Raw genomic sequence first — 23,436 nt, 5'->3', positions numbered from 1 at the left:
GCTTACAGATATTTAGCTTTGAGAGCCTGCCAGAGTAAACCGGCTTTTTCGTTTTTATTTTGTTCCCGCTCTTCACGGATCGTGTTCAATGCATGAGCGCGCAGCAAAGATAAGTCACCAAGGCGAGTAAAAGAATAAAGTGGTAGCTCTGCCCGAATACCTAGCTGAGCAGGAGGGGTGCCGAAAATATACACAGTGGTAATAGCGTGATCCCTACATATAGAACTCAAAGGCCAATGCTCTCCAGGCGGGCATCCCAATAGGAAAACATGATCCGCTACAGGACTAAGTTTAACAGCTTTAAGGATGTTTTCGAGAAAGGTTCGATCTTCAGCTGCCAGTTCAGAATGGTTGTAAATAATTAATATCCCACTCTTTCCAGTGCCCTGCCATACCAAGGCGGCCTTTTCGGGCTCTGAAAAACGAAACAATCGAAAATCAAAATAATTACTACTCAAAATTAAAAATATGTTTTTGGTTTTATTTTAGAACAATATTTTAAACGAGATTGTTTTGCTTGTGTAATTTAGAATAATCCAGTATTTTTGTAAAAAATAATTTGTCTAATGAAGCATAACATCCAAGTCACTAAGGTACAGGAAAGCAAGGTAGCAGAAGTAGATTTTGCTAATATTCCTTTTGGACGGGTTTTTTCTGATCATATGTTTGTTGCGGATTACCGCGACGGCGAATGGCATGATTACCGTATTATTCCTTTTGGAAACTTTTCAATGCATCCGGCTTCGATGGCACTCCATTACGGACAAGCTATTTTTGAAGGGATGAAAGCCTCAAAAGGAAAAAATGGTGAACCGTTATTGCTTCGCCCTGAAATGCATGCACAGCGCATTAATCGTTCTGCGCAACGCATGATGATGCCCGATTTTCCTGAAGATGTATTCGTTGAAGCACTCCACCGCCTGATCGATGTGGATGCTGCATGGATTCCACCACAAGAGGGCAGTGCCCTTTATGTGCGTCCTTACATGTTTGCAACCGATGAGTTTATTGGTGTTAAACCATCAACTACATACAAATTTGTGATCTTCACAGGCCCCGTAGGTCCTTACTACGCTAAGCCCGTAAGTTTGAAAGTAGAACAACATTATGTACGTGCGGTACCAGGTGGTACGGGGGAAGCAAAAGCTGCCGGTAACTACGCTGGTAGTTTGTTGCCAGCACACCTTGCACAAGAGCAAGGTTTCGACCAAGTTGTTTGGATGGGTGGCCCAGAGATGAAGCACATCCAGGAAGTAGGTACCATGAATATCTTCTTCGTTATTGACGGAAAGGTTGTCACGCCTGCCACTGACGGTGCTATTCTAAAAGGTATCACCCGCGATAGTTTCTTGAAGATTCTCGCTGAGAAAAACATTCCTTTCGAAGAGCGTCCATTAACCATTGACGAAGTGGTTGAAGCTTACAAAGCTGGTACTTTGCAGGAAGCCTTTGGCGCTGGTACTGCTGCTGTCGTTTCTCATGTTGCAGAGATTGCTTATGGCGATTTTCGTATGACTTTACCACCGGTAGAGGATCGTAAAATCGGCGTAATGCTGAAAGATTACATTGACGGACTTCGTTCTGGCCGTATTGCTGACACTCACAATTGGATAGTACCTGTAAAGCAGGTTACTGAAGTATAAATGTCAGCCCTGCTGATATAGACTTCGGCAATACTAGATTTGTGAAAATTTAGGGTTGGCGAAGTCTAGAATAAGCATTAAAAATCGGGAAGGATGAAACGAAGGTTTTATCGTTCCCGATTTTTTTTATACCATTGTGAGTAATTTGATCCCCTTTACTTTAAGTTGTTATCATGTCCACCACAAATTTGGTAGTAGATTTACGGCAAATTAATATCCAGCAGGGTACACAACTGGTATTGGAAGGAGTCAATCTGCGGATTTCCAAAGGAGAATTTGTTTACCTGATTGGTAAAACCGGAAGCGGCAAATCCAGCCTGTTAAAAACACTTTATGGGGCACTGCCACTGCAAGATGGACATGCCAAAGTAACCGACATTTCCCTGGCAACGCTTGACCGGCATTCCATTCCGATTTTACGCCGGAAGTTGGGAATTGTTTTTCAAGACTTCAATCTTTTAACCGATAGAAGTATCAGAGACAATCTCGACTTTGTGCTACGGGCAACAGGCTGGTTGAAAGCAGACGAACGAAGCAGTCGTATCCAGCTGATGCTTGAACAGGTTGGCCTCTATGGGATGGAGGATAAAATGCCTTTCCATCTTTCAGGAGGAGAACAACAAAGGGTTGCGATTGCAAGGGCTTTACTAAACGACCCTGAAGTGATTCTGGCAGATGAGCCTACAGGTAATCTGGACCCTGAAACCAGTGACGAAATATTGTTGCTCTTACGACAACTAGCCAACAAACACAACACCGCTGTATTGTTTGCTACCCATGATTATCGGATTCTGGAGAATTTCCCAGCCCGTATCGTGCGTTGTTTTCAGCAACGAGTGGTAAGTGATGAAGACATTATTGTTTAGAAATACATTAAGCTTATGTGGTTTAGATTAATCGCGATGCTCTTTTGCATTGTGTTTTTTATCAACGGCTGTAATAGTCTTATTTCTCAGTTTTTCGGAACGCATAAACTGAGAACCTTTACCATGGATGAAGCCCTGGAAAAAGGTATAGGAGACGCAGATTTTGTAGAGTTGACGGGAGCTTGGAAAAGTGGCGACTATATAGTGGTTCCTCCACGCACAGGAGCAGATAAGGCAATACTTATATTTCCTTTGCTTAGTGAGAAACAAATGGCAGCCGCCGATGCAGGAGAAAAGGTGCAACCCCAGTTTATTGGGTGGACCAAAGAATTCTCTCTTGATTGCGACATTGAGAACACTTGTGCGCCACGTTTACATGGCAATGTACTAGGAGTAGTTAGAGAAATGCAGCGCCAGAAAAACAAAGCGCACATGTTGGCGGCTAATAAATACGAATTATCTGAAACAGTAAACTATATCGAAGTAGGGCGCGAGCCCCTTGCCTGGTATTGGAATCTCCTGTTTGTGGCCGGAGGAATTGGCTTTGCTTTCTGGATTGAATCCAGGGCGGATAAAAAACGGCAAATGGCAGGTACCGCAAAGAATTTGTAAGGAAGAAGGGATAATCGCTCTACTTAGTGTATTTTTGTCACTAACATTAAAAACAAGAAACAAATGAGTCACCGTAAAAATATAGTTGCTGGCAATTGGAAAATGAACAAGAACTACGAAGAAGGGCGCACGCTTGCCCGTGAGATCGTGGCGAAACTCAAGCCTTCTGAAACCCTTGCCATTTTAGGAGCCCCTTATATCCACTTAAAAGGAGTGTCTCACATTATTAGTGATATCAATAACCTCCATCTAGCCGCGCAAAATTGTCACCAAGAAGAGGGTGGGGCATATACGGGTGAGATTTCAACAGGTATGCTGCGCTCTGTAGGCTGTGATTATGTAATCCTTGGTCATAGTGAGCGTAGAGATTATTTTGAGGAAAGCAACCAGCTAATCAACGCCAAAGTCAAAAAAACTTTAGCAGATGGTATGCTACCTATTTTCTGTTGCGGTGAAAAACTGCCTGTTCGGGAAGCTGGTGATCACGAAAAGTTAGTAGCCCAGCAAGTAAAAGAAGGCCTTTTTGACCTTAGTGCAACAGACTTTTCTAAAGTGGTAATTGCTTACGAACCGGTATGGGCCATTGGTACTGGCGTAACGGCTTCTCCTGATCAAGCTCAGGAAATGCACGCCTTCATCCGTTCTTTGGTTGTAGACCAATACGGGGAGGAAGTCGCTGATGCCACATCTATCCTTTATGGTGGTAGTGTAAAGCCAGGTAATGCCAAAGAATTGTTCTCTCAGCCTGATGTTGATGGAGGCTTAGTAGGAGGGGCATCTTTGAATGCAGCCGACTTTCTAGCGATAATGGATGCGATGTAAGCAAAAAAATGGCAATTCGCTAATTATTACCTTTTTTGTTGCAGGTGCTTTGACAGAACTTGCTATATTTGTTTTATATATGACACTGGGCCAATGGTCCTACTCTTCGTACTGATTCTTCAGGCGGGCTACAAATTCTCGAATGAGCAACATTGTTACACAACGTTTCATCAAATGCCATGACAAGCTGAAGTCGGATGGTACGGTGCGTTCAAGTAGGCAATTTGCACTTTCTGTGGATTATCTTCCTCAAAGTTTAAGCGAAATATTGAAAGGTCGACGAGATGCCACTGTATCGCTTATGGAAAAAACCATCAGCAAATACAAAGTCAACCCTGTTTATCTCTTTACCGGAGATGGGCCAATGTTTATGACAGAGGAAGAAAATCAGGACTTTAGAACCCTGACGATCGTTACTACAGTCAACGAAGATGAACGTATTGTCCATGTTCCTATTCCTGCTCAGGCTGGTTATGCTGCTGAGCACACCGACCCTAACTTCATACAGGACCTACCGAGCTATGTATTACCCGACTACAAATACAAAGTAGGAACACATCGTTCTTTTGATGTAGCTGGAGACAGTATGGAGCCAACTCTCTTTGAGGGAGACAAGGTGGTATGTAGTTATTTAGAGCCTACTTTGTGGGAAACCGGTGTCAAAAGCAACTATGTTTATGTCATTATCACCAGGGCTGATGTGCTCGTACAGAGGGTGAGCAACCTCGTGAAAGAGTCCCGCCAATTGGAACTGATCTCCGATAATTTATACTACGAGAGGACGACGATCAAGCTCAATGACATCCGCGAAATATGGTATGTAAGAGCTCGGATTAGTCCGTTTCTTCCTTCTCCTCAAAATATTAAAAACTTGGTCAGAGAGGAGGTCTTCGAACTTCGTAAAACGATGCAACAGCAATCAAGGTTGATAGAAAACCTTAATGCGACCATCACGCAATTAGTAAATCAACGCAGAGACTAAATAGGCTATTTAGTATATTCTTCTGTCGCTAGCATAACCAAAGTGCAGGCTATTTCTACCTCTATACCTTTTGTTTTCGCCATTTCCATTAATTCAATATTTTCCGTTCCCGGATTAAAAATAATTCGCTGGGGTTTTAACCCTAAAATGTAATCATAATAGGGCTCCTGCCGCTTCGGGTTTAAATAAAGGGTTACCGTATGTACTTCCTCAAGAGGAGGAGTACCTTGCTGAAGTGGGATACCTGCCACTTCACCTTCTCGAATTCCAACCGCACTTACTGGATATTCTTTCGCTACGAGGCGATGGATGGCTTGAAAGGCAATTCGCCCAGGATTGGTGGTCGCGCCTAAGACAAGCGTATGCATATTTTTGATAGCTGTTTAATTTTCAATTAGGTAATGGTCAAATTTATGTAATTATATACTACATTAGTGAATCTTTATGTTTTCATACCTCTCCCAGTCAAACACTATAAGAGGCCATTCCGAATAAAGTATTTTCATACTTCTGTGATGGGCTTCTGACAACACAAAATTCATTCCAGCACTGCGGGTGTTGATGAAGCTTTTCTCCAGTTAACAACATGCTTAAACTACTTTCCCTGTGATCTACACTGGGCAAGTATCTATTTGACCTCCTTTGGTAATTCACCATGGGCAAGGCACCTGTATAGCAATTATCTCCCTTGTTAAATTAATACACAGTTTTATGTTTAAACATTTCCATTCCGTATTTAAGTTTTTGCTTTTTACTCTTTTTGTGTTTTCTGCACAATCTCTTACGGCCCAAGAAGAGGGATGTGGTACCGCTACTCCTACCCAAGAGCAAATAGAATACACGCTCAATTATGTTGCAAATATTCCACCAAACAGGAATTCAGGCACCACAGGTATTCCTATTCAGATTCATATTGTCCAAGATGGAGGAAGTGGAGGGCCTAGTTTAGAGGAACTATCCATGGCATTGAGCAACCTGAATTTGTTTTATGCCAGTGCTGGTATTGAGTTTTTCTACAAGGACTTTCCAAATTACGTTAACGATACAGATTTATACAACTTCAACGGAGAAGACGATGACATGGGAGCCAATGATACAGAGGCAGACCTTATTGCTCTATTTACGACTGCTACAGATGCTGTTAATGTCTATTTCGTAAATAGCCTACGACTTTCCGGTGGTTTTGATGCCTGTGGATATGCCTATTTCCCCTGGAATGCTGCTTGTTCCAATCGTTCAGTGATGGATACGGATTGCCTTTTGAATGGTGCAAATGGTACTTTTGTACATGAATTTGGACACTACTTTAATCTATATCACACGCACCAGGATACAGAATATGGCCCTGGTGACCCAGATGCAGAGAATGTACCTAGATCAGGCGCAAATGCCAACTGTGACACCAACGGTGATTTGCTCTGCGATACAGATGCAGACCCCCGATATGATAGCGGAAATTTCAGCAATTGCTCAATTCCAACAGATGAGATGGATGAAAATGGAGACGTTTATACCCCTCCAATTGACAATGTCATGTCTTATTACCCCGATGCCTGCGGCGGGATATTTACGCCTGATCAATATACACGCATCGCTCAGGGGCTCTCTACCCGGCAAGGGCACTCGGCCTATTCTTTAACAGCAAGCCCTCAGAGCGTAAATGTACCGACTGGATTAATGGGTGTTATAGATGAAGTAAACAATGAAATAGACATAAGTTGGACGGATGCTGCTGGTAATGAAATGGGCTACGTTATAGAACGGTCCACTACTTCTTCAAATAGTGGGTTTGTAGCGCTTGAGAATATGGGCCTAGGTCCCAATGCTGTCAGTTGGTCTGATCCTAATATTGAGGCTTTTACCACTTATTGGTATCGAATAAAACCAACAAATGGCGATAAGGACACTTATAGCAGCGTACTAGAAGTTGAAGTTGATCTAATCTACTGTGGGATAGGGTCTGATGATTGTGATGAATTCATATCAAGAGTAGAAATCGGTACTATAGATAACTCTTCAGCTTGTACTGCCGATGGTTACCATAACTATACCGCATCTTCTACGATAGTGGAAAAAGGGACCGACTATCCTATCACAGTCACAAATGGTATGGGTTATACAGCTGATGAATGTGGGATTTTCGCTGATTGGAACCAAGATGGCGATTTTGATGATAGTGACGAAACCATAGCAGTTACAGGAAACCCCGGAGGAGGACCATACACTGCTACGGTTACTCCACCCGCGGGGGCAGTATTAGGAGATACTCGATTGCGCGTGCGGATCACCTGGAATACAAGCGCGACATCTTGCGGTACCGATTCATACGGAGAAAGTGAGGATTATACGCTAAACGTTGTTGCAGCACCTCTTCCTGTAGAATTTATCGATTTTACAGGAAGTGCTAAAGAAAAACATATAGCACTAAATTGGACAACTGCTACGGAGCATAACAACAGTGGGTTTGTCATTGAGCGACTCGATGAAAAGAAAAATCAATTTGTGAGTTTAGGTGAAGTAGCTGGTGCAGGTACTTCTTTTATAGAAAAATCTTACAGTTGGTTAGACCGGAGCCCTTTAGCAGGTGCAAATTATTATCGCTTAAAGCAGCAGGATTATGATGGGCGGTTCACTTATTCCAAAACTGTGGCACTAAACTGGGAGGGAGATGAGTCCTTGCAATTGTTCCCCAATCCTGTGAATCATACTCTTAATATCCGTTTGAATTTTGAGTTATCACAGGAGAGTAAAGTCCTAATCACCAATAGCCTGGGCCAAGTTCAGGAAATAGTCATCTATCCGGGTGTATCCGCTTTTCAGGCTAGCTTAGACTTGTCGAGTTTGCCCTCAGGGGTTTATTACTTGAATATAGAGAATCAAAACAATGCTCCTCAAGGGCAATGGTTTACAAAACTCTAATAGCTACTATGCTGCATTATACCTTGCTTTGGCTAGTCCAAAGCAAGGCATAATAATTTCGCTTACATAGGCTACTAATTCCCGCTTATTTACTTTTCAGTTGCTGTATCTGAGCCAATATTTTTTCGGACTCTTCGATCTTGCGAGCGTACGCTTTTAGATCGCCTGATCGTTGTACATGCATGGCTTCTTCCATGAGTTGTTGATACTCTTTTTCGAGTTTTTTTACGGGGTCTTTTTTGAATAATCCAAACATCTTTCTTGATTATCTTTGATGCTGCATTGAAACACCACTATCCTCAATTTGTTGTTTTATTATGAGATTAACAGTACTAAAATTATTGCTACTTGGATATTCACTGTTCTCTTACCTTAATGCAAGCGGACAAATCGTTAATATAGAAGATAAACGAGCTCACCTGGACACTGTGGGTTGGTTTTGGCAGCTAGACTTCGGGGGCAAGCTTACAGAGAATACCAAATCGGTACTTGCCCTGAATGGAGCCATAAGAATAGATCAGGTTAAAAAAAAATCACAATGGCTTTTTCTGGCCAATTATAACTTGGTAAAAGCCAATGAAGATCGGTTCGTAAATGATGGATTTGGCCACCTTCGTTTTGGGCAGGATATAGACCAGCGGTGGAGTTGGGAGACATTTGGCCAACTACAGTACAATCGTCGTCTTTTAATTGATTTACGTGGACTTGTAGGTACAGGGCCGCGATTGCAGATTCGAGAAAATGAGCAATGGGAATTGGCTATAGGTTTGTTGTATATGTACGAGTACAATGAACTGGAAGAAGGAGCGATTACAAGAGAGGATAGTCGCCTGAGTAGCTATTTAAGTGCTAGAGTTAAAATTGGAGAACATGCTAATCTAGCCAGCACTTCTTACTACCAACCGCTGGTATCTCAACTCGGAGAGAGCCGCTTATCTTCTGTAAATACACTATCTATTGATCTCAATGAACACATTGCCTTTGGAAGTAGCTTTAGCATCACCTACGATGGGCTATTAACTCAGCTATTACCTGGTATTCCAGCTACGAATTACACATGGAATAATATCTTACGCTTGAGATTTTAATTTATACTTCGCCAACCCTAGATTTGTGATTTTTGTCTTGCTCTTTTTTCATCCGGCGGCGTTAAAAAGCCTCGCCTTAGCTCAGGCTATGGCTACGTTTTTTGCCTTGCTGGCTAAAAAAATAGCGTTGTCAAATTTTCACAAGTCTAGGCTTGCCGAAGTATAGTCTAGATACTCAGCTGCTAACTGATCACATAATGCTGATATTTCCTTATACTTTACCAAAGTTTTCTTCCAATGAGAAGGTATATCTGAAAATCCATACAAGGCCCCTGCCAAAGCCCCCACAATGGCAGCCGTTGTATCGGTATCTTCTCCCAAATTGATGGCGGCCAAAATCGTAGCAGGATAATCTTTATTCCGTAGCAATGACCAAAGACTTGCCTCCAGGCTGTGCAGAACATAGCCATCCGAAGCAATAGCTTCTTCTGGTAATTCAGCAATTGCTCCACTAAGGATACGGCTAAAAAGCTGCTGCTCTCCATAAGCAACTTCTTTCTGCTTCAGGAACGCTGTAAACTCGTAGTTAGTAATAGTGTAGGCCTCTTCCTTTGTCTTTTTACTCACAATTTGGTGAAAGAAACGCAAATAATAGAAACAGCACAGGGCTGACCGAATATGGCCATGTGTGAGCGCTGATACCTTCCATATACGATCAAACTGCTCTTCTAGCGAAAGCTCGTGAATTGCAAAATAGAGGGGAAGGATTCTCATCAAGGCTCCATTTCCATTGGTATATTCGTCTGCCTCCCAGTGCAACTCTTCCAGCGACTCCAAATCGCCGCTAACCAGGATTTCTGACAATATTCCGATGGCGCGGTGGGTGGTCATGCCAATATCAAAAACACTGCCATGTGGTGTCCAGATTTCTGCATTACGCCAAGCCACAAATTTACGGGCCATGTCCACCAAATTGTATCCATCTACTAAACTATCAGCGAGGCAAAACGTGAGCGACGAATCATCTGACCACGTTCCCGGAGGTTGGTTGTATGTACCATAACCACGGACATCAGTGACAGGATCGGCAGCTAGCTTGCTACGATCCTCAAATTCTACGGGGACGCCCAAGGCATCTGCAACCGCAAGTCCTATAATGGCACTATGAATAATTGATGACATAGATTTGGGTATTACTTTATTTCTCCTTCGGTAAGTTCCTGTATCCTTTTCATTCCTTCCAGCGGTGTCGCAAACCATTCCTGTGCTGCTGTCATTTTTTCTTTGGGCTGAGAACTACAGAGGCCTAACACATACATGCCTGCTGCGGTTCCTGCTTCTGATCCAGCAGGGGAGTCTTCTAAAACAAGGCATTCATTAGGAGAGACGCCTAGCTGTGCAGCTGCCAAGAGATACATTTCAGGATCGGGCTTTAATTGTTTAACATCAGAAGAAGTCACGATGACTTTCATAAAGCGATTGATCGGTGTAGATTGGAAAACATAATCTGTATCCTGCCTTGAGCTGTTGGTTGCTATAGCTATTGGTAACCTGCTGGATAATTCCTTGAGTATAGGCTCTATTCCCGAGAAAGCTTGATTTTCTTTTACAACTAATTCGTAAAATAAGGCTTCCTTTTCCAGTTGTAGTACTCGACGATTAATCGTAAGTTGATGCTCATCAATCACTCCTTGAGCAAGAAAGCGATCTGCCGTGCCGATCCATTGTTCAAACCATTGTTCATCATAATGAAAGCCGCGCTTGGCAAGTACCGTTAACCAAGCTTCACAATGAACACTTTCGGTTTGGACCAAGGTGCCATCAAGATCAAAAATAACAGCAGAGATGGGGGTAGGAATTTTCATAGCGCGAAGGTAGGTGATCGCTGGAAAAAGGAGTAGATTTGGCTAGTCTACTTTGAGTTAATTTTTAATTAATTATAAAATGAGAAAGCTAAAGCTCCAAGTCCAAATAACCATCGATGGTTATATCGCGGGCTTAAATGGTGAAATGGATTGGATGACCTTCCCCTGGACGGACGATATTGGTGAATACGTGAAGAGTATCACTGCACCAGTAGATACAATTCTATTAGGACGAAAACTGGCTCAAGGGTTTATCCCTCACTGGGCAGGCGTGGCGGCTGATGCTTCTAATCCGGAAGTAGAAGCGGGTAAGAAATTCACAAATACACCAAAAGTGGTTTTCACCAAAACGCTCAAGGCTGTAGAGTGGCCGAATACAGAGTTAGCGGGGCGGGATCTAGTAGAGGAAGTAAATGCCCTGAAAAGTATGGAAGGAGAAGACCTGATAGCCTATGGCGGCGGAGAATTTGTATCCAATCTTATTTCAGAGAGCCTGATTGATGAATACCACTTATTCGTTAATCCTGCCGCCCTTGGTACAGGAATGAAAATTTTCGAACAGCGCACTCAACTAAAACATGTCAAAACCCAGTCTTTTGATTGTGGGATCGTGGTTTTGGTATATGAAAAGGCTTAGCGTATTTTGAGAACATGAGTCATCCCGAATTTTGATTGTCATCAAAACCCGTGCTGACCAACTTCAAAACCTATCGTTAAAGACAAAACTCCATGATTTCACTAGTGAAATCATGGAGTTTTCTACAAAAAGTCGGATAAATCACTCTTTTTAGCTATTTACGGACTCTTTCTAAGTTAGAGTCAGGCTGGATTTTGGCCTTAGCCAAAATTCGGGATGACTTATGTTTTTTAATATTGAAGAATGATCTTCTTGACCATGCTTGTTGCCCCTTGGCGAACCTCTAAAAAGTAAGCTCCTGGACCATTCTGAGAAATATCAATATCATCACTGAAAGTCCCTTGATATTCCCCTAAATCGAAAGAATAAATCAGGCGGGCTTCGCCATTAAACACCCGGATACTGGTTTCGCCGCTTTGAGGAAGCTCGAATTCAAGGCGAAACATCCCACGATTGGGATTAGGGAATAACTGGATATTTTCAATGGAAAGATTATTGATCAGTGGCATGTCTACACCACGGCTAGCCATCGCTGCAGCATCCTCTTGATCCATATCCGCCATATCTACCTTGATACGATCCATGTCTACAGCTGGAGACTCATCATCCATCTCCCGATCCGGATTATTACTGAAGCTTTCGTCGTAGTTGTAGTCGTACCAGTTGTTTTCGTTACGGCTCTCACCATTTTCACCACATTCAGCCCCCATCACGGCAATAGCGGTTTGTGATTCCCCATCACGGATATACCCGACAGCTATTTCCTTACCTACATTGGTACCATTGATAACTGCACTAAGATCACCCCAGTCGATAATCGGTTTGCCTGCTAAACTGGTAATAACATCTCCACTTTGCAAACCTGCTTCTTTGGCAGCTGAGTTCCGTACTATATTGACAGGTACTCCTTTGCGATCCGTTTTATTATGGTTGTTGCTAACCCCAAAGAAAGGTTCTTCTGAACATGGCTGTGAAAGATTATCATCGGAAGATTCGCCTAAAACAGCATTGGCGCGCATCGTTTCTCCATTGCGGATATAGGTAACAACCACTTCATCTCCAGGGCTGAATTTGCGCAGTGCGCTGGTCAAAGAACGATCATCACTCATTTGATAATCATTGATAGCAACTACATAATCCAATGGCTCCAGACCAGCAGCTTCTGCGGCAGAACCCCGAATAATACGTTTAACATAACTTCCATAAGGGTTTGTCAAGCCTAGCTTGCCAGCCTTAGTGCGATCCATGTGGCCTGAATAGATGCCGAGATAACCGCGACCCATCTTGAGGCTGGGATCGTCTTCTCTTCCTATGGTACCATTAGCACGCTGAGGAGTATTGTTGCGAGAGTAAGCAATTTCTATCGGATCGCCATCTTCCATATTATTCAGCATAACGCTGATATCACTCCAGTCAATCATCGGTTGGCCATTGATACTGGTAATTACATCACCATCGTCTAGCCCTAGTTTCATCGCTGTAGAATTGCGTACGGTAGTGATACGTACCCCAATTTCATCATCATCGTTATTCTCATGTTCCCGCACTCCTAAAAAAGCAGAACCACCATAATGCTCTCCATCAGAATCATTAGGCCTACCTAAGGTGACCGGTAAACTCATTTTTTTTCCTTGACGAACAATTTTCAAATCTACTTTATCGCCAGGACGATGCGCTGCCAACAGTTCTGTCAAACCAGTNTTACGGTCAACCATCTCATTGTTCATCCCTATGATATAATCAAACGGTTTTAATCCCGCTGCTGCCGCTGCGGTGCCTTTGTAAACATATTTGACCATGTCTCCATCGTCTGTAGGAAGGTTAAGCAAATCTGCTTTGTCATCATCAATTTCAGTAGAGCTAACTCCCAGAAAAGCGCGATTGCTGCTGTGCTGAGCGTGTAGTGAAAATAGACTAGTAGTAAGAAGTAGTAGTAACAACAGGTGTCTCATTGCGATTTTTTTTTGATTCTCTGAAAGGTTTTGCGTTTTGTAGACAATCGAAAGCAGAAAGACGATCTTTTTAGTCGCTTATGCTTTTACTTTTTTTGGGCTACAAAATTATCAAAGAAGGAAATTTACATGGTCAAAAGACACAATATTTGCGCTACCGTTGCACAGTAAGGCACTTTTTTATCAATCTTCTTGATATTTTTGCCTTAGAGCTTGTTGGGAGATTTTGCGAACTGGTTTTTAACGATTTATGGTTCTGGCTAAGAAATTAAGCCGGAGCTTAGCGGGCTAAGTAAGGGGTTCATTTCGACGTCAGGTTCATCAATCCTTAAAAACCAGGAAGCATCAACCTGTTTCTTTTCTTAAATTTGGGGTATTCGTTTTTCATCAAATGAAATTTCCCAACAAGTTCTTAACTAAACAAAACTACTCCATGCGGAGCTTACTCGCTTTATCTGTTACCGTGGTAATCCTCTCTTTGATGGGGTGCAAAACCACTCAACCGACCCGGCCTTTGGAAAACTATACGAATGACGACCGTTTTGAAAATCAATCCTCTACTATTCGAATTCCTGTTCGATTAAATATCCAAGAACTGGAAAATTCACTTAATCAGCAACTAGGCGAGATGCTTTATCAAGATGATAGCTTTAGTGACGGAGACAAAATGAAAGTTACGGCCCGCAAGGATGGTACCATTAAGATTACGACAGAAGGAAGTGCTGTCAGTTACCAAGTTCCCCTTGACCTTTGGATACAATACGACCTGGGCTTGGGGAAGGTAGAGGCTACCGGTCGCTTAAATTTAGACTTCTCTACGGTATACGCTATTGGTAGTGATTGGAAATTCGCTACGCAAACAAGTTTGCAGGGGCATGAATGGAAAGAGCGGCCGCGCCTAAAAGTTGGAGGAGTAAGCATCCCAGTACAATCTATTGCCAATCTGATACTCGGTCGAAGCACGAGCACCATCAGTAATAGCATTGATACCTTAGTCGCTAGTTCGTTCAAACTAGAGGAAACTGTAGCAGAAGCATGGCAGCTAATGTTCGAGCCTTATGAAATATCGTCAGAATATCAGACTTGGCTACTTGTTAATCCTACCGACTTGGGGATGACGCCGATTAAAACAGAGAATGGCAATATGGAAGCAACCATCATTGTTCAATCAAAACCTGAACTCCGCTTTGGACCTAAGCCAACAGCAAATCCCACTATCTCCTTACCTGATTTTGAATACCGAATGCTCAATGAAAGTGCGGAAGAGGGGTTTCAGATTTTCCTTGATGCTACACTGCCTTACGAAGAAGCAGAACGCCTTACCAAACAAAGCTTACAAGGAGAACGCTTTGAGCAGGGGAGTCGTCATGTCGTCGTAGAAGATATAGAACTATTTGGTCAAGGCAATAATATCGTGGTTAACCTTTCGCTATCAGGTAGTTACAATGGTCATATCTATATGACGGGCGAACCTGTCTTTAATCCTCGGCGAAATAGAATAGAAGTAGAAGACTTGGAATACACATTGGATAGTAAAAACTTCCTTCTCCGCTCAGCGGCTTGGCTAGCTAAAGGTACCCTGAAGAAGAAATTACAGGAAAACATGGACTACCTTCTGGATTACAACCTTTCAGATGCGCAAAAGCAAATGGCGGAGCAGTTGCAGGATTACGAAATAAGTCCAGGGATAAAACTGCAGGGGGCATTAGAAGAATTGAATATTTATAATGCTTACCTGACCACCAACGGTATCAAAGTAGTGATGTCCTTGAAGGGCGATTTGGGCGTAATTGTAGATGGCTTGTCAGATTTTGGAATGTAAAATTCTAATTTTAGCTGTTCTTTAGCAGACGATTATTATTTTTGCCGGCTATGCGGTTGAAACAACTAGAAATAAAGGGTTTTAAAAGTTTCGCCAACGAAACGCAAGTCAACTTCTCTGAAGATGTCATTGGGATCGTAGGGCCTAACGGTAGTGGTAAATCAAATATCGTTGATGCCATTCGCTGGGTATTAGGGGAGCAAAAGAGTAAAGAGTTACGCCTCGATCAAATGTCGAGTGTGATTTTTAATGGTACTAAGAAAAAGAAAGCTTCGGGCATGGCCTCGGTCTCCCTTACTTTTGAGAATACCAAGAATTTACTTCCTACAGAATATAATACGGTGACGATCACCCGTATGTTGTACCGAACCGGAGAAAGCGAGTACCGCTTAAACGGGGTTACCTGTCGACTAAAAGACATCACTAGCCTTTTTCTAGACACTGGTATTGGTTCCAACTCTTATGCAATTATTGCATTGGGAATGGTAGATGATATCCTGGCCGACAAGGACAACTCTCGCCGTAAAATGTTTGAGCAGGCGGCGGGCATTTCCAAGTATAAAATCCGTAAAAAACAAACCCTCAACAAGCTTAAAAGCACAACTGAGGACCTCGACCGGATAGAGGATCTTTTGTACGAAATCAACGGAAACCTGAGTTCGCTTGAAAAGCAGGCGAAACGTGCTAAGAAGTATTTCGAATTAAAAAACAACTACAAAGACCTTAGCCTACAACTGGCCCGCATAAAAATTGACGACCTAAGAGATAGGCATAAAACGCTCCAAAAGCAACTTACAGAAGAGGAAGACAAGTACCGGCAGTATGAAATAGATGTTGCTCAACTTGAAGCGGGAATAGAGTCAGAGCGTAAAGCGCATGTAGATAAAGAGAAAGCACTTTCTGATCGACAGCGAGACCTTAACAACCTCATCAGCCAGTTGAGGAACAAGGAAAGTGACCGACAGATGCTGAAACAGCGTTTGCAGTTTATTACTCAAAATCAGGAAAAGCTTACCCAGGATATTGCCCAGGCAAAACAACGACTTACACAACTCGAAGGGCAACTTGATGACTATCGAGGAGAACTTAATGCCGAAAAGAGGGTAGAGGCTCGCCTGGAACTAGAATTAAGCACTGCCGAAGACAAGCTTGCACAGATACGTTCCAGCCACGGTTCCGTAAAGGCCAATTTAGATACTATTGTTGGAGAACAACAAGCCGTAGAACGCGAGGTTTTCGAGCAGGAAAAGCGCAGGGCAATTAATCAGAGCCGAATGGAAAATTTCGAGCAACAGAAAGCTCGAAACACCTCCGACATGACCACCCGTGAGGAGGATATGAAAGAGCTCAATGACCGTCTAGCTGCTTTGGAAGCCAAAGAAAGCGATGCTCAAAAGCAAGTAGATGCACTTGAGCTAGCAGAAGAACAGCGGCAACAGAAAGTCACAGAGTCTGAAACCAGACTTGAGGACTTGAACCAAAGGCGAACCAAAGTCAATCGTACGCTGGATGCTAAACGGAATGAATACAAACTGACAAAAAGCATGATCGAAAGCCTGGAAGGTTTTCCAGAATCGATCCGCTTTTTGAGTCAAAATAAAAACTGGAAACAAGATGCGCCGCTATTGTCGGATCTTCTTTATGTAAAAGAAGATTACCGCGTGGCGATTGAGAACTACCTGGAGCCTTACCTGAATTATTACGTCGTTGAGAACCTTGAAGAGGCTTATGAGGCGATTCAGTTATTGGGACGTAGCCAGAAAGGGAAAGCAAACTTCTTCATTCTCGATGCTTTTAAGGAATACCTTCCTCCAGCGGAATTGCTGCCTTCAGGTATGTTGTTAGCTGCCGACCTCATTGAGGCAGACGATAAGTACCGCCGCTTGGTCGCTTATCTTCTTGAGAAGGTTCTTGTTGTTGATAGTGAAGACGTTAAAAGTGCCAATGCTGGTGGTGAATGGATTGTCCTTGGGCGTAGTGGTCGGTTTATACGCCGCCGGTTTAGCATCTCGGGAGGGTCAGTTGGATTATTTGAGGGCAAGAAAATTGGTCGAAAGAAGAACCTGGAGATTCTAGAAAAAGCCATTGCAAAAGCAGAAAGGGAAGAACAAAAACTATCTACAGAGTATTTTCAGGAGAAGAATGACCTAGAGCGCCTAAAGCAGCAACGCAGTAAGCAGGGTATCCAGCAGGCGCGGCAGGCGGTGAATCAGATATCACAACAGAAAGTCTCTCTTGTGACTCGCCTTGAGAATTTTCAGTCCTTCATGAGTGACATGCAGCAAAAGAATGAGCAGCTGCAGGCGGACACTAAGCGCATGGAGGAGGAAAATAAAGAGATAGATGCCCAGCTGGCAGGAGGCCAGCGAAGGGTGGCAGAAATTAAAGAACAAATTGCCAATACCGACGGCAGCTACAGAGAAATCGCGGAAGAATTAAGCGCTGCATCGGCTGCTTTTAATGAAAAGAATATTTCTTTCATTCGCCAGCAAAACCGGGTAACGGCCCTACAACAAGAACTCTCTTTTCGCGAGAAGCAACTCACTGAAATCACGACTGTTCGTAAACGAAATGAGGAGTCATTGCTAAGCAGCGACCAAGAAATTCAAAATGCGCAGACAAAAGTCGATGATCTAGAGATTGAGTTACAGGGACTTTACGAAGAAAAGACCAAACGAGAAGCCGGTCTTACCGAAGCAGAGCAGGCTTACTTTGAAGCGCGTGGTGGAATTAATGAGCTAGAAGACAAGCTCCGCAAAGTGGGCCGCCTTCGCCAAGATGCTCAAATATTGATCAACCAACTTAAAGACAAATTCAGTAGCGTAAAATTCGATATCAGTACCGTAGCTCAACGCCTACGAATTGAATTTTCCATTGATGTCAATGAATTCATCAATCAGGAGACAGAAATTGATGCGAAGATTGAAAAAATGGACCCTACCGAACTTGAATTGAAGGTAGAACGAATGAAAAGCCGCATTGACAATTACGGCGAAATAAACCCTATGGCGGTTGAAGCGTACGACGAAATGAAGGAGCGCTTTGATACGATCACTAACCAAAGAGAAGATATCATCGCCGCCAAGGAGTCTTTGATTAAGACCATCAAAGAGATTGAAGAAACCGCAACTATTCAGTTTCTTGATGCCTTTGATAAAGCCCGCATTTACTTCATTGATGTATTCAGAAGTCTCTTTACCGAAGATGACAATTGTGATCTGATTCTACTGGAACCAGAAAATCCGCTGGAATCCAAGATTGAAATTGTAGCAAAACCTAAAGGGAAACGGCCACAATCTATCAGTCAGTTATCAGGTGGAGAGAAAACACTTACCGCTACCGCATTGCTTTTTGCCCTCTATCTGCTCAAGCCAGCACCGTTCTGTATTTTTGACGAAGTAGATGCTCCTCTTGATGATGCCAATATCACCAAATTTAATCGTATCATCAAGAAGTTCAGTAAGGAAAGTCAGTTCATCATCGTGACCCACAACAAGCTTACGATGGAGGCCGTAGACACCATTTATGGCGTGTTTACCAATGAACAGCAGGGGAGTGGTGTACTTCCGGTAGAATTCTCAGAATTGGATGGCAGCGGCTTCTTTAAAGCGGCGCAGAGCAATTGATATGTTGCAAAAATGTAAAATTCTGTTGATGGTTGATGGTTGAAAGTTGATGGTCAGGTTTCCGCTTTTCCAGCGAAAGCTGTTAACGATCAAAGATAGACAGCTTCCTATTGGGCACGTCATGATTTTTTATCAAGACTACTCACAAACAGCACAACGCACCAGCCTGAAAGGTTGAGAACCCTTACACCTTTACACGCACCCAACCCTTACACCTTCTTCATTCCTCCTCCTGATATTTATCCCTTCCTGAGCGATCAATTACCGTGCTACTTGCTTGCTGTGTGCCTTGCAAAACGACATCGAGGATATTAACGTGAGCAGGTTGCTGAGCAATAAAAAAGACCGTTTCTGCAACATCACGACTGGTGAGTGGCTGGAAACCTTCATAGATATTCGCCTTTTCTTGGTCTCCATCAAAGCGGACCAGGGCAAACTCTGTTTCTTCTACATGAGCAGGAGCCACTTGGCTGACCCGAATATCATGCCGGTGCAAGTCCAGACGCATACTTTTGGTGAGTGCGTCTACCGCAAATTTCGTGGCACAATAAACGTTCCCCTTTGGATAAACTTCTTTACCTGCCGTAGAAGCCACATTGATGACGTGTCCCTGCCTGCGAGCAACCATACCTGGCGTAACAGCCCTGGTTAGGTAGAGAAGTCCTTTGATATTGGTATCTATCATTTCGTCCCAATGCTCAAGGTGACCTTCGTGGATGGGGTCAAAACCTTTGGCCTTACCGGCATTGTTCATCAAAATATCAATGTCTGACCACTCAGAAGGTAGACTGTCAATAGCGTTCTGAACCGCTTCGGCTGAACGTACATCAAAAACAAGCAGATAAGATTCCGTTCCATAGCGTTCTTCCCACTCTTGTTGCAGTGCTTCCAGGCGTTCCTTCCGTCTTCCGGTGATGATTAATCGATAGCCATTAGCTGCAAATTTTGTTGCTGTTGCACGACCAATTCCTGAGGTAGCACCTGTAATCAGGATACATTTTCCTTTTCCGACTTCGCTTTCAAGTAGGGCAGAAGCCTCTCGTTGTTGAATGAGTGCTTCCAGGCGTTGAACGTTGTCTTTGAGTGCCTGTAGCGTATTTTGTTCTTGCTGAAGATCAGATTTATGAGCCATAAGCTTAAAGACGGTGTCGTTTTCAGGAGTTTTCAACTCCGGGTTGATAGAAATTGCTTGTTGGTAAGCATGAAAAGCCTGCTCGTGCTCCTTTTGTCGATGGTATAAAAGAGCCAGGTCATAGTGAACGAAAGCGTGTTCTGGGTTGATTCCAATGGTTTTCTTAAAAGCCTTGAGAGCCTTTTTAGGATGGTCAAGCGCGCCAGCGTAAAGCAATCCTAATTGATAATAGGCATCCTCGGGCGTGCCTTCTCTTTTCGCAGCTTCTTTAAAGTACTTGACAGCCTTTTCTGTGGCATCTGGTTCGGCTTGTAAGCTTAATTCCCCTAGACGGAACCAAACATCAGCGCCCTGCTCATTTATTCTAACAAGCCTTGCAAAATACTTTCGTGCAAGGGCTGGTTTGCCCGCTAGATCGGCTAGTTCACCTGCTAAAAACAAGCCATTTTCGTGTTGTGGGTTTTTGGTCAACAAAAAATTCACCTGCTCAATAGCTTCTTTGGGCTGATCATCCTGTGCCAACAACAAGGCGTAATTGTACAGTAATTCTTCGTTGTTCGGAAAAGACTCTAGTCCTGCTTCCAGCAATGTAATACCATCAGTGAGGCTGCTGCTATCTGCCAGGCGCCAAGCTTTTTCTATCAAAATTCCTACTTCATCTTCAATGTCATCAGTGCTTTCTTCTGGTTCTCCTTCTAGTGCTTCGAGATCAGGTTCCTCTTCTTCTTTTGGATGCTCTTCTGGCTCTCCTTCCAGTACTTCGATCCCAAAATCTTCCACTTTATCTACAACAACATGGTCTTCCTGAGAATCCGGCACTTCTTCTGGTTCCTCCTCATCATCAGCTGGGGTGGGAGGGAGTAAGTTTATTCCCGGTATACCTGTCAAATCAATAGGAGGAGCCTCATCTACCTCCTCTGTAGGTTCTTCAACTGCTGGAATTTCTTCTGGTGTGATGGCTTTGGGTTCACCAGCAAAGGTTGCCCGAAAAACATCACCGGCATCGGTTTCGTCCAGAAAAATGAACAGTTGCTCATAGGCATTGTGCTGAAACTGGTAGAGTTCCAAGTGCAGATTGCTCCTTAGTAAACGAATGAATTCACCTGCTTCGCCAGATATATCCCGAACGGTCTTTAAATGTGTGGCAAAGCTTTCGCTATTTAAGCTGTTATCTTCTCGCTTTTGACGGCGTAAATCAAGATAGCGATCTTGCCAAAAATTAATGTATTGAATGATATCCGTAACCCTTTCAAAACTAGTTGCTACCTCTTCTTTTTCGCCATTTTCCTGCAGTCTGTAACCAGGAATAACAACAGGCAGTAAGTCATGACCATGCTCATTGAGCATACTCAAACCTTGCTCCATACATTTGGTAGAGCGAAGGAAATTATCGCTAACCAATAAAATGATGGCTCCTTCAAAACCTTTGAGAACACTGGCCAGACTTTGTTCTTGATCTCTTTGAATAGCTACCTTCTGTAAAGAAATAATGGATGCTAAATCAGCAGCTATTTTGTTCGCGATTTCCTCGTTTTCAACACAGTAGGCTAGCGATACGGGAATATTTAATGTTTGCATAGTTGGATATTGCTTAAAGCAAGAAGTTTAGGACTCAGAAAGTAATTGTTGAATACTTTGTTCGAATTCTTCCTGAAAAGCCTTGAATCTGGAAGTAGCTGGACCATCAAAACCAGTGTGAATTTTCCTTACCCGATTTTCTTTGTCGATAAATAAAAGGGTAGGGTAGGAGATGATCTTATTAAGCATCGGTAATGCTCTTGAAGCTTCTTCTTTATCATAATAGCCTCCCCAAAGTACAGGGTAAGGAATTTCATTGCGTTCCTGGTAGCGCCTCAAGGCAGCTAATGCCCTTTCTTCTTCACGATAACGCTCAAAGCCAATGCTTATTACCTGAAGATCAGGATGAGTATTTTTGGCAAAATAATCTAATAAAAACTGAGTTTCATCTTTGCAGTTTGGACACCAGGTACCCATTATCTGGATCAGCTTGGCCTTGCCGGCAAAAGCTTCATCCGATAAACTTACTGCTTCTCCATTGGTGTTGGGAAAAGTGAAATCGATTGGGTCTCCAGCGTCTATTACTTTAGTTAGTTCGTAAGGGCTTTTTAAGGTCACCTCGGAATTTCGACGGGCTTGCCAAATGGTACGATAGTGCTTTCCTGAACGGAATGATCCTATCATGGTTTCGGCATCAGCGTCTATCTGAGCTTCAAATAAAAAGGCATGTGCACCGTCAAAAACAGATAGATAGGCTTTGGTTCCTGATACTTCTCCTTCCAAGTAGCGGTAATCACCAGTTTCCGTTCGAAAAGTACCGCTCAACTGGTTGTCTTTTTGGACAAATTCGCCAATACCAGCAAAAGCAGCAGACTCATCCCCGCCCGGTCCAAAGGTGACTTCCCAAATACCAGAAAGATTCAATGCCGGTGCCTTTGGAATCTTGGTAAAGCGATGGTTTTCTCCAAAATGAGCAATAAACGGAATGCTGTAGTTTTCGCGGTAGTTGACCACATACTCGCCTTCAATCAGGCCTTCTTCATAAAGCCCAACGATATAGGTATCATAGATCGGAAAATTGATCCGTATAGAGTCTTTCGCCCTCGACTTACTACGGCCGAAGCTAATATCTTTGACCACAATTCTTTCTTCTCCATTCAGGAAGACAACCTGGAAGGTGGTATCGTCTGTATATTCAACCTCGAAATTAAAGGGAAGTTCTCCATTCGTTACTTCATCAAAAGTGAGGCCAAGCTTATCTTCTCTGTATTCCCCTTTGGGATTCGGACTGACGGCACTAGGATCAAGTTGAAGAACAGCCCGCCAAACACCAGGAGGAATCTTGGTGTAGGCATTTTCCATGCGTAAGCAAGTAGTAAGGGTCAGCAATATCATGGCTGCTAACAATATAGGAGCAAATTTCACAAGCGTAGTTTAAGAACAATAACGAATAAGATGGCAAAGGGTTATGATTTGCTCCCTTTAAAGTGATCATCTTTGTATTTGAAAAGGACATTGAAAGAAGTCAGACTTCCGTAAATCCGCGTAATATATTGCTGAAGGTTGATCTTCTCTTCGTCAATCAAAGCACTGCTATTGATCCGCTGTTCCATCACGCGTAAGCGATCCCTGACCATCACGATTTTATGGAAAAAAGTATCAATTTCCATTTCCTTCCCCTTCATGTCAGGGTCTGCTGGCTGCAGAATGAGTTTCCCGTCAATCCACTTATCCGCGAGATCTACCACTTCTTCGAGGCCATTGTACGCCTTTAGTATCTTGACCAGTGCTTTTTCGGCTTCCGTGAAACTTACTTCCTCTTCCGCAGGGATGGCTTCGACAATCTCCCATTTATCATAATCGCGGCCTACTAATTTTAGACCATAAAGCGTGAAAGCCAACTCATAAGCTGCTGCATGGAGTCGAATGACAACTCCATCACCGTAGGCTGGGTGTTTTACCCGTGAACCTACTCCTAGTACTCCTTCCATAATTTCAACGATCCTTTCGGT

General features: G+C 43.1%; 19 protein-coding genes. 10 read left to right on the top strand and 9 right to left on the bottom strand.

The features are described 5' to 3' along the window. Positions 1-2 precede the first annotated feature (2 nt). A complete protein-coding gene (locus A3EU_RS0128575; protein WP_020539615.1) occupies positions 3-458 on the bottom strand; it encodes a hypothetical protein in 456 nt (151 codons plus the stop codon). A gap of 108 nt (positions 459-566) precedes the next feature. On the opposite strand from A3EU_RS0128575, the gene A3EU_RS0128570 reads away from it, so the two are divergent. From A3EU_RS0128570 to A3EU_RS0128550, 5 genes are all read left to right on the top strand, one after another. Next, entirely contained in the window at positions 567-1,643 is a 1,077-nt protein-coding gene (locus A3EU_RS0128570) for a branched-chain amino acid aminotransferase (RefSeq protein ID WP_020539614.1), read from the top strand. 173 nt (positions 1,644-1,816) lie between these two features. Beyond that, positions 1,817-2,509: a cell division ATP-binding protein FtsE gene (locus A3EU_RS0128565; RefSeq protein ID WP_020539613.1), complete on the top strand. Its 693-nt coding sequence runs from the start codon at positions 1,817-1,819 to the stop codon at positions 2,507-2,509. Positions 2,510-2,524: 15 nt separating this feature from the next. Continuing rightward, positions 2,525-3,121: a hypothetical protein gene (locus A3EU_RS0128560; RefSeq protein ID WP_156825937.1), complete on the top strand. Its 597-nt coding sequence runs from the start codon at positions 2,525-2,527 to the stop codon at positions 3,119-3,121. A gap of 63 nt (positions 3,122-3,184) precedes the next feature. Then, positions 3,185-3,943, top strand: a complete 759-nt coding sequence (tpiA, locus tag A3EU_RS0128555; RefSeq protein ID WP_020539611.1) for a triose-phosphate isomerase — start codon at positions 3,185-3,187, stop codon at positions 3,941-3,943. A gap of 142 nt (positions 3,944-4,085) precedes the next feature. Further along, positions 4,086-4,925, top strand: coding sequence for a S24 family peptidase (locus A3EU_RS0128550; protein ID WP_020539610.1), 840 nt, complete (start codon positions 4,086-4,088; stop codon positions 4,923-4,925). Between the two features lie 5 nt (positions 4,926-4,930). Here the strand turns inward: A3EU_RS0128550 and A3EU_RS0128545 are convergent, their stop codons facing one another. Then, positions 4,931-5,293 (bottom strand): CoA-binding protein, encoded by a 363-nt coding sequence (locus A3EU_RS0128545; protein WP_020539609.1) that lies wholly within the window; start codon positions 5,291-5,293, stop codon positions 4,931-4,933. A gap of 343 nt (positions 5,294-5,636) precedes the next feature. On the opposite strand from A3EU_RS0128545, the gene A3EU_RS0128540 reads away from it, so the two are divergent. Continuing rightward, positions 5,637-7,844, top strand: a complete 2,208-nt coding sequence (locus tag A3EU_RS0128540; RefSeq protein ID WP_020539608.1) for a zinc-dependent metalloprotease — start codon at positions 5,637-5,639, stop codon at positions 7,842-7,844. Positions 7,845-7,929: 85 nt separating this feature from the next. Here the strand turns inward: A3EU_RS0128540 and A3EU_RS34460 are convergent, their stop codons facing one another. Beyond that, complete coding sequence (locus A3EU_RS34460; RefSeq protein ID WP_020539607.1) at positions 7,930-8,100, bottom strand: DUF6435 family protein; 171 nt, start codon at positions 8,098-8,100, stop codon at positions 7,930-7,932. Between the two features lie 61 nt (positions 8,101-8,161). Between A3EU_RS34460 and A3EU_RS0128530 the strand changes: the two genes are divergently transcribed. Further along, positions 8,162-8,932, top strand: coding sequence for a DUF481 domain-containing protein (locus A3EU_RS0128530; RefSeq protein WP_020539606.1), 771 nt, complete (start codon positions 8,162-8,164; stop codon positions 8,930-8,932). Positions 8,933-9,070: 138 nt separating this feature from the next. Here A3EU_RS0128530 and A3EU_RS32270 read toward each other — a convergent pair whose 3' ends face one another. Both A3EU_RS32270 and A3EU_RS0128520 read right to left on the bottom strand, forming a co-directional pair. Then, entirely contained in the window at positions 9,071-10,054 is a 984-nt protein-coding gene (locus A3EU_RS32270) for an ADP-ribosylglycohydrolase family protein (RefSeq protein ID WP_020539605.1), read from the bottom strand. A gap of 11 nt (positions 10,055-10,065) precedes the next feature. After that, positions 10,066-10,737: an HAD family hydrolase gene (locus A3EU_RS0128520; RefSeq protein WP_020539604.1), complete on the bottom strand. Its 672-nt coding sequence runs from the start codon at positions 10,735-10,737 to the stop codon at positions 10,066-10,068. Positions 10,738-10,816: 79 nt separating this feature from the next. Between A3EU_RS0128520 and A3EU_RS0128515 the strand changes: the two genes are divergently transcribed. Next, positions 10,817-11,374: a dihydrofolate reductase family protein gene (locus A3EU_RS0128515; RefSeq protein WP_020539603.1), complete on the top strand. Its 558-nt coding sequence runs from the start codon at positions 10,817-10,819 to the stop codon at positions 11,372-11,374. Between the two features lie 230 nt (positions 11,375-11,604). Here A3EU_RS0128515 and A3EU_RS0128510 read toward each other — a convergent pair whose 3' ends face one another. Beyond that, a complete protein-coding gene (locus A3EU_RS0128510; protein WP_020539602.1) occupies positions 11,605-13,326 on the bottom strand; it encodes a PDZ domain-containing protein in 1,722 nt (573 codons plus the stop codon). Between the two features lie 433 nt (positions 13,327-13,759). On the opposite strand from A3EU_RS0128510, the gene A3EU_RS0128500 reads away from it, so the two are divergent. Further along, complete coding sequence (locus A3EU_RS0128500) at positions 13,760-15,148, top strand: DUF4403 family protein (protein ID WP_020539600.1); 1,389 nt, start codon at positions 13,760-13,762, stop codon at positions 15,146-15,148. A 50-nt stretch (positions 15,149-15,198) separates the two neighbouring features. Further along, a complete protein-coding gene (smc, locus tag A3EU_RS0128495) occupies positions 15,199-18,774 on the top strand; it encodes a chromosome segregation protein SMC (protein ID WP_044087362.1) in 3,576 nt (1,191 codons plus the stop codon). Between the two features lie 220 nt (positions 18,775-18,994). On the opposite strand, the gene A3EU_RS34095 is transcribed toward smc, so the two are convergent. Genes A3EU_RS34095 through A3EU_RS0128475 form a run of 3 tightly spaced genes read right to left on the bottom strand, consistent with a single transcriptional unit; the run spans position 18,995 to position 23,415 of the window. Next, positions 18,995-21,484, bottom strand: a complete 2,490-nt coding sequence (locus tag A3EU_RS34095) for an SDR family oxidoreductase (protein WP_020539597.1) — start codon at positions 21,482-21,484, stop codon at positions 18,995-18,997. A 27-nt stretch (positions 21,485-21,511) separates the two neighbouring features. Next, positions 21,512-22,849, bottom strand: a complete 1,338-nt coding sequence (locus tag A3EU_RS0128480) for a TlpA family protein disulfide reductase (RefSeq protein ID WP_020539596.1) — start codon at positions 22,847-22,849, stop codon at positions 21,512-21,514. Between the two features lie 41 nt (positions 22,850-22,890). Further along, positions 22,891-23,415: a hypothetical protein gene (locus A3EU_RS0128475; protein ID WP_020539595.1), complete on the bottom strand. Its 525-nt coding sequence runs from the start codon at positions 23,413-23,415 to the stop codon at positions 22,891-22,893. Between the last annotated feature and the right edge of the window lie 21 nt (positions 23,416-23,436).

The organism is Lewinella cohaerens DSM 23179 (genome assembly GCF_000379805.1).
Lineage (GTDB): Bacteria > Bacteroidota > Bacteroidia > Chitinophagales > Saprospiraceae > Lewinella > Lewinella cohaerens.
This window is presented reverse-complemented; position numbering and strand designations above follow the sequence as displayed.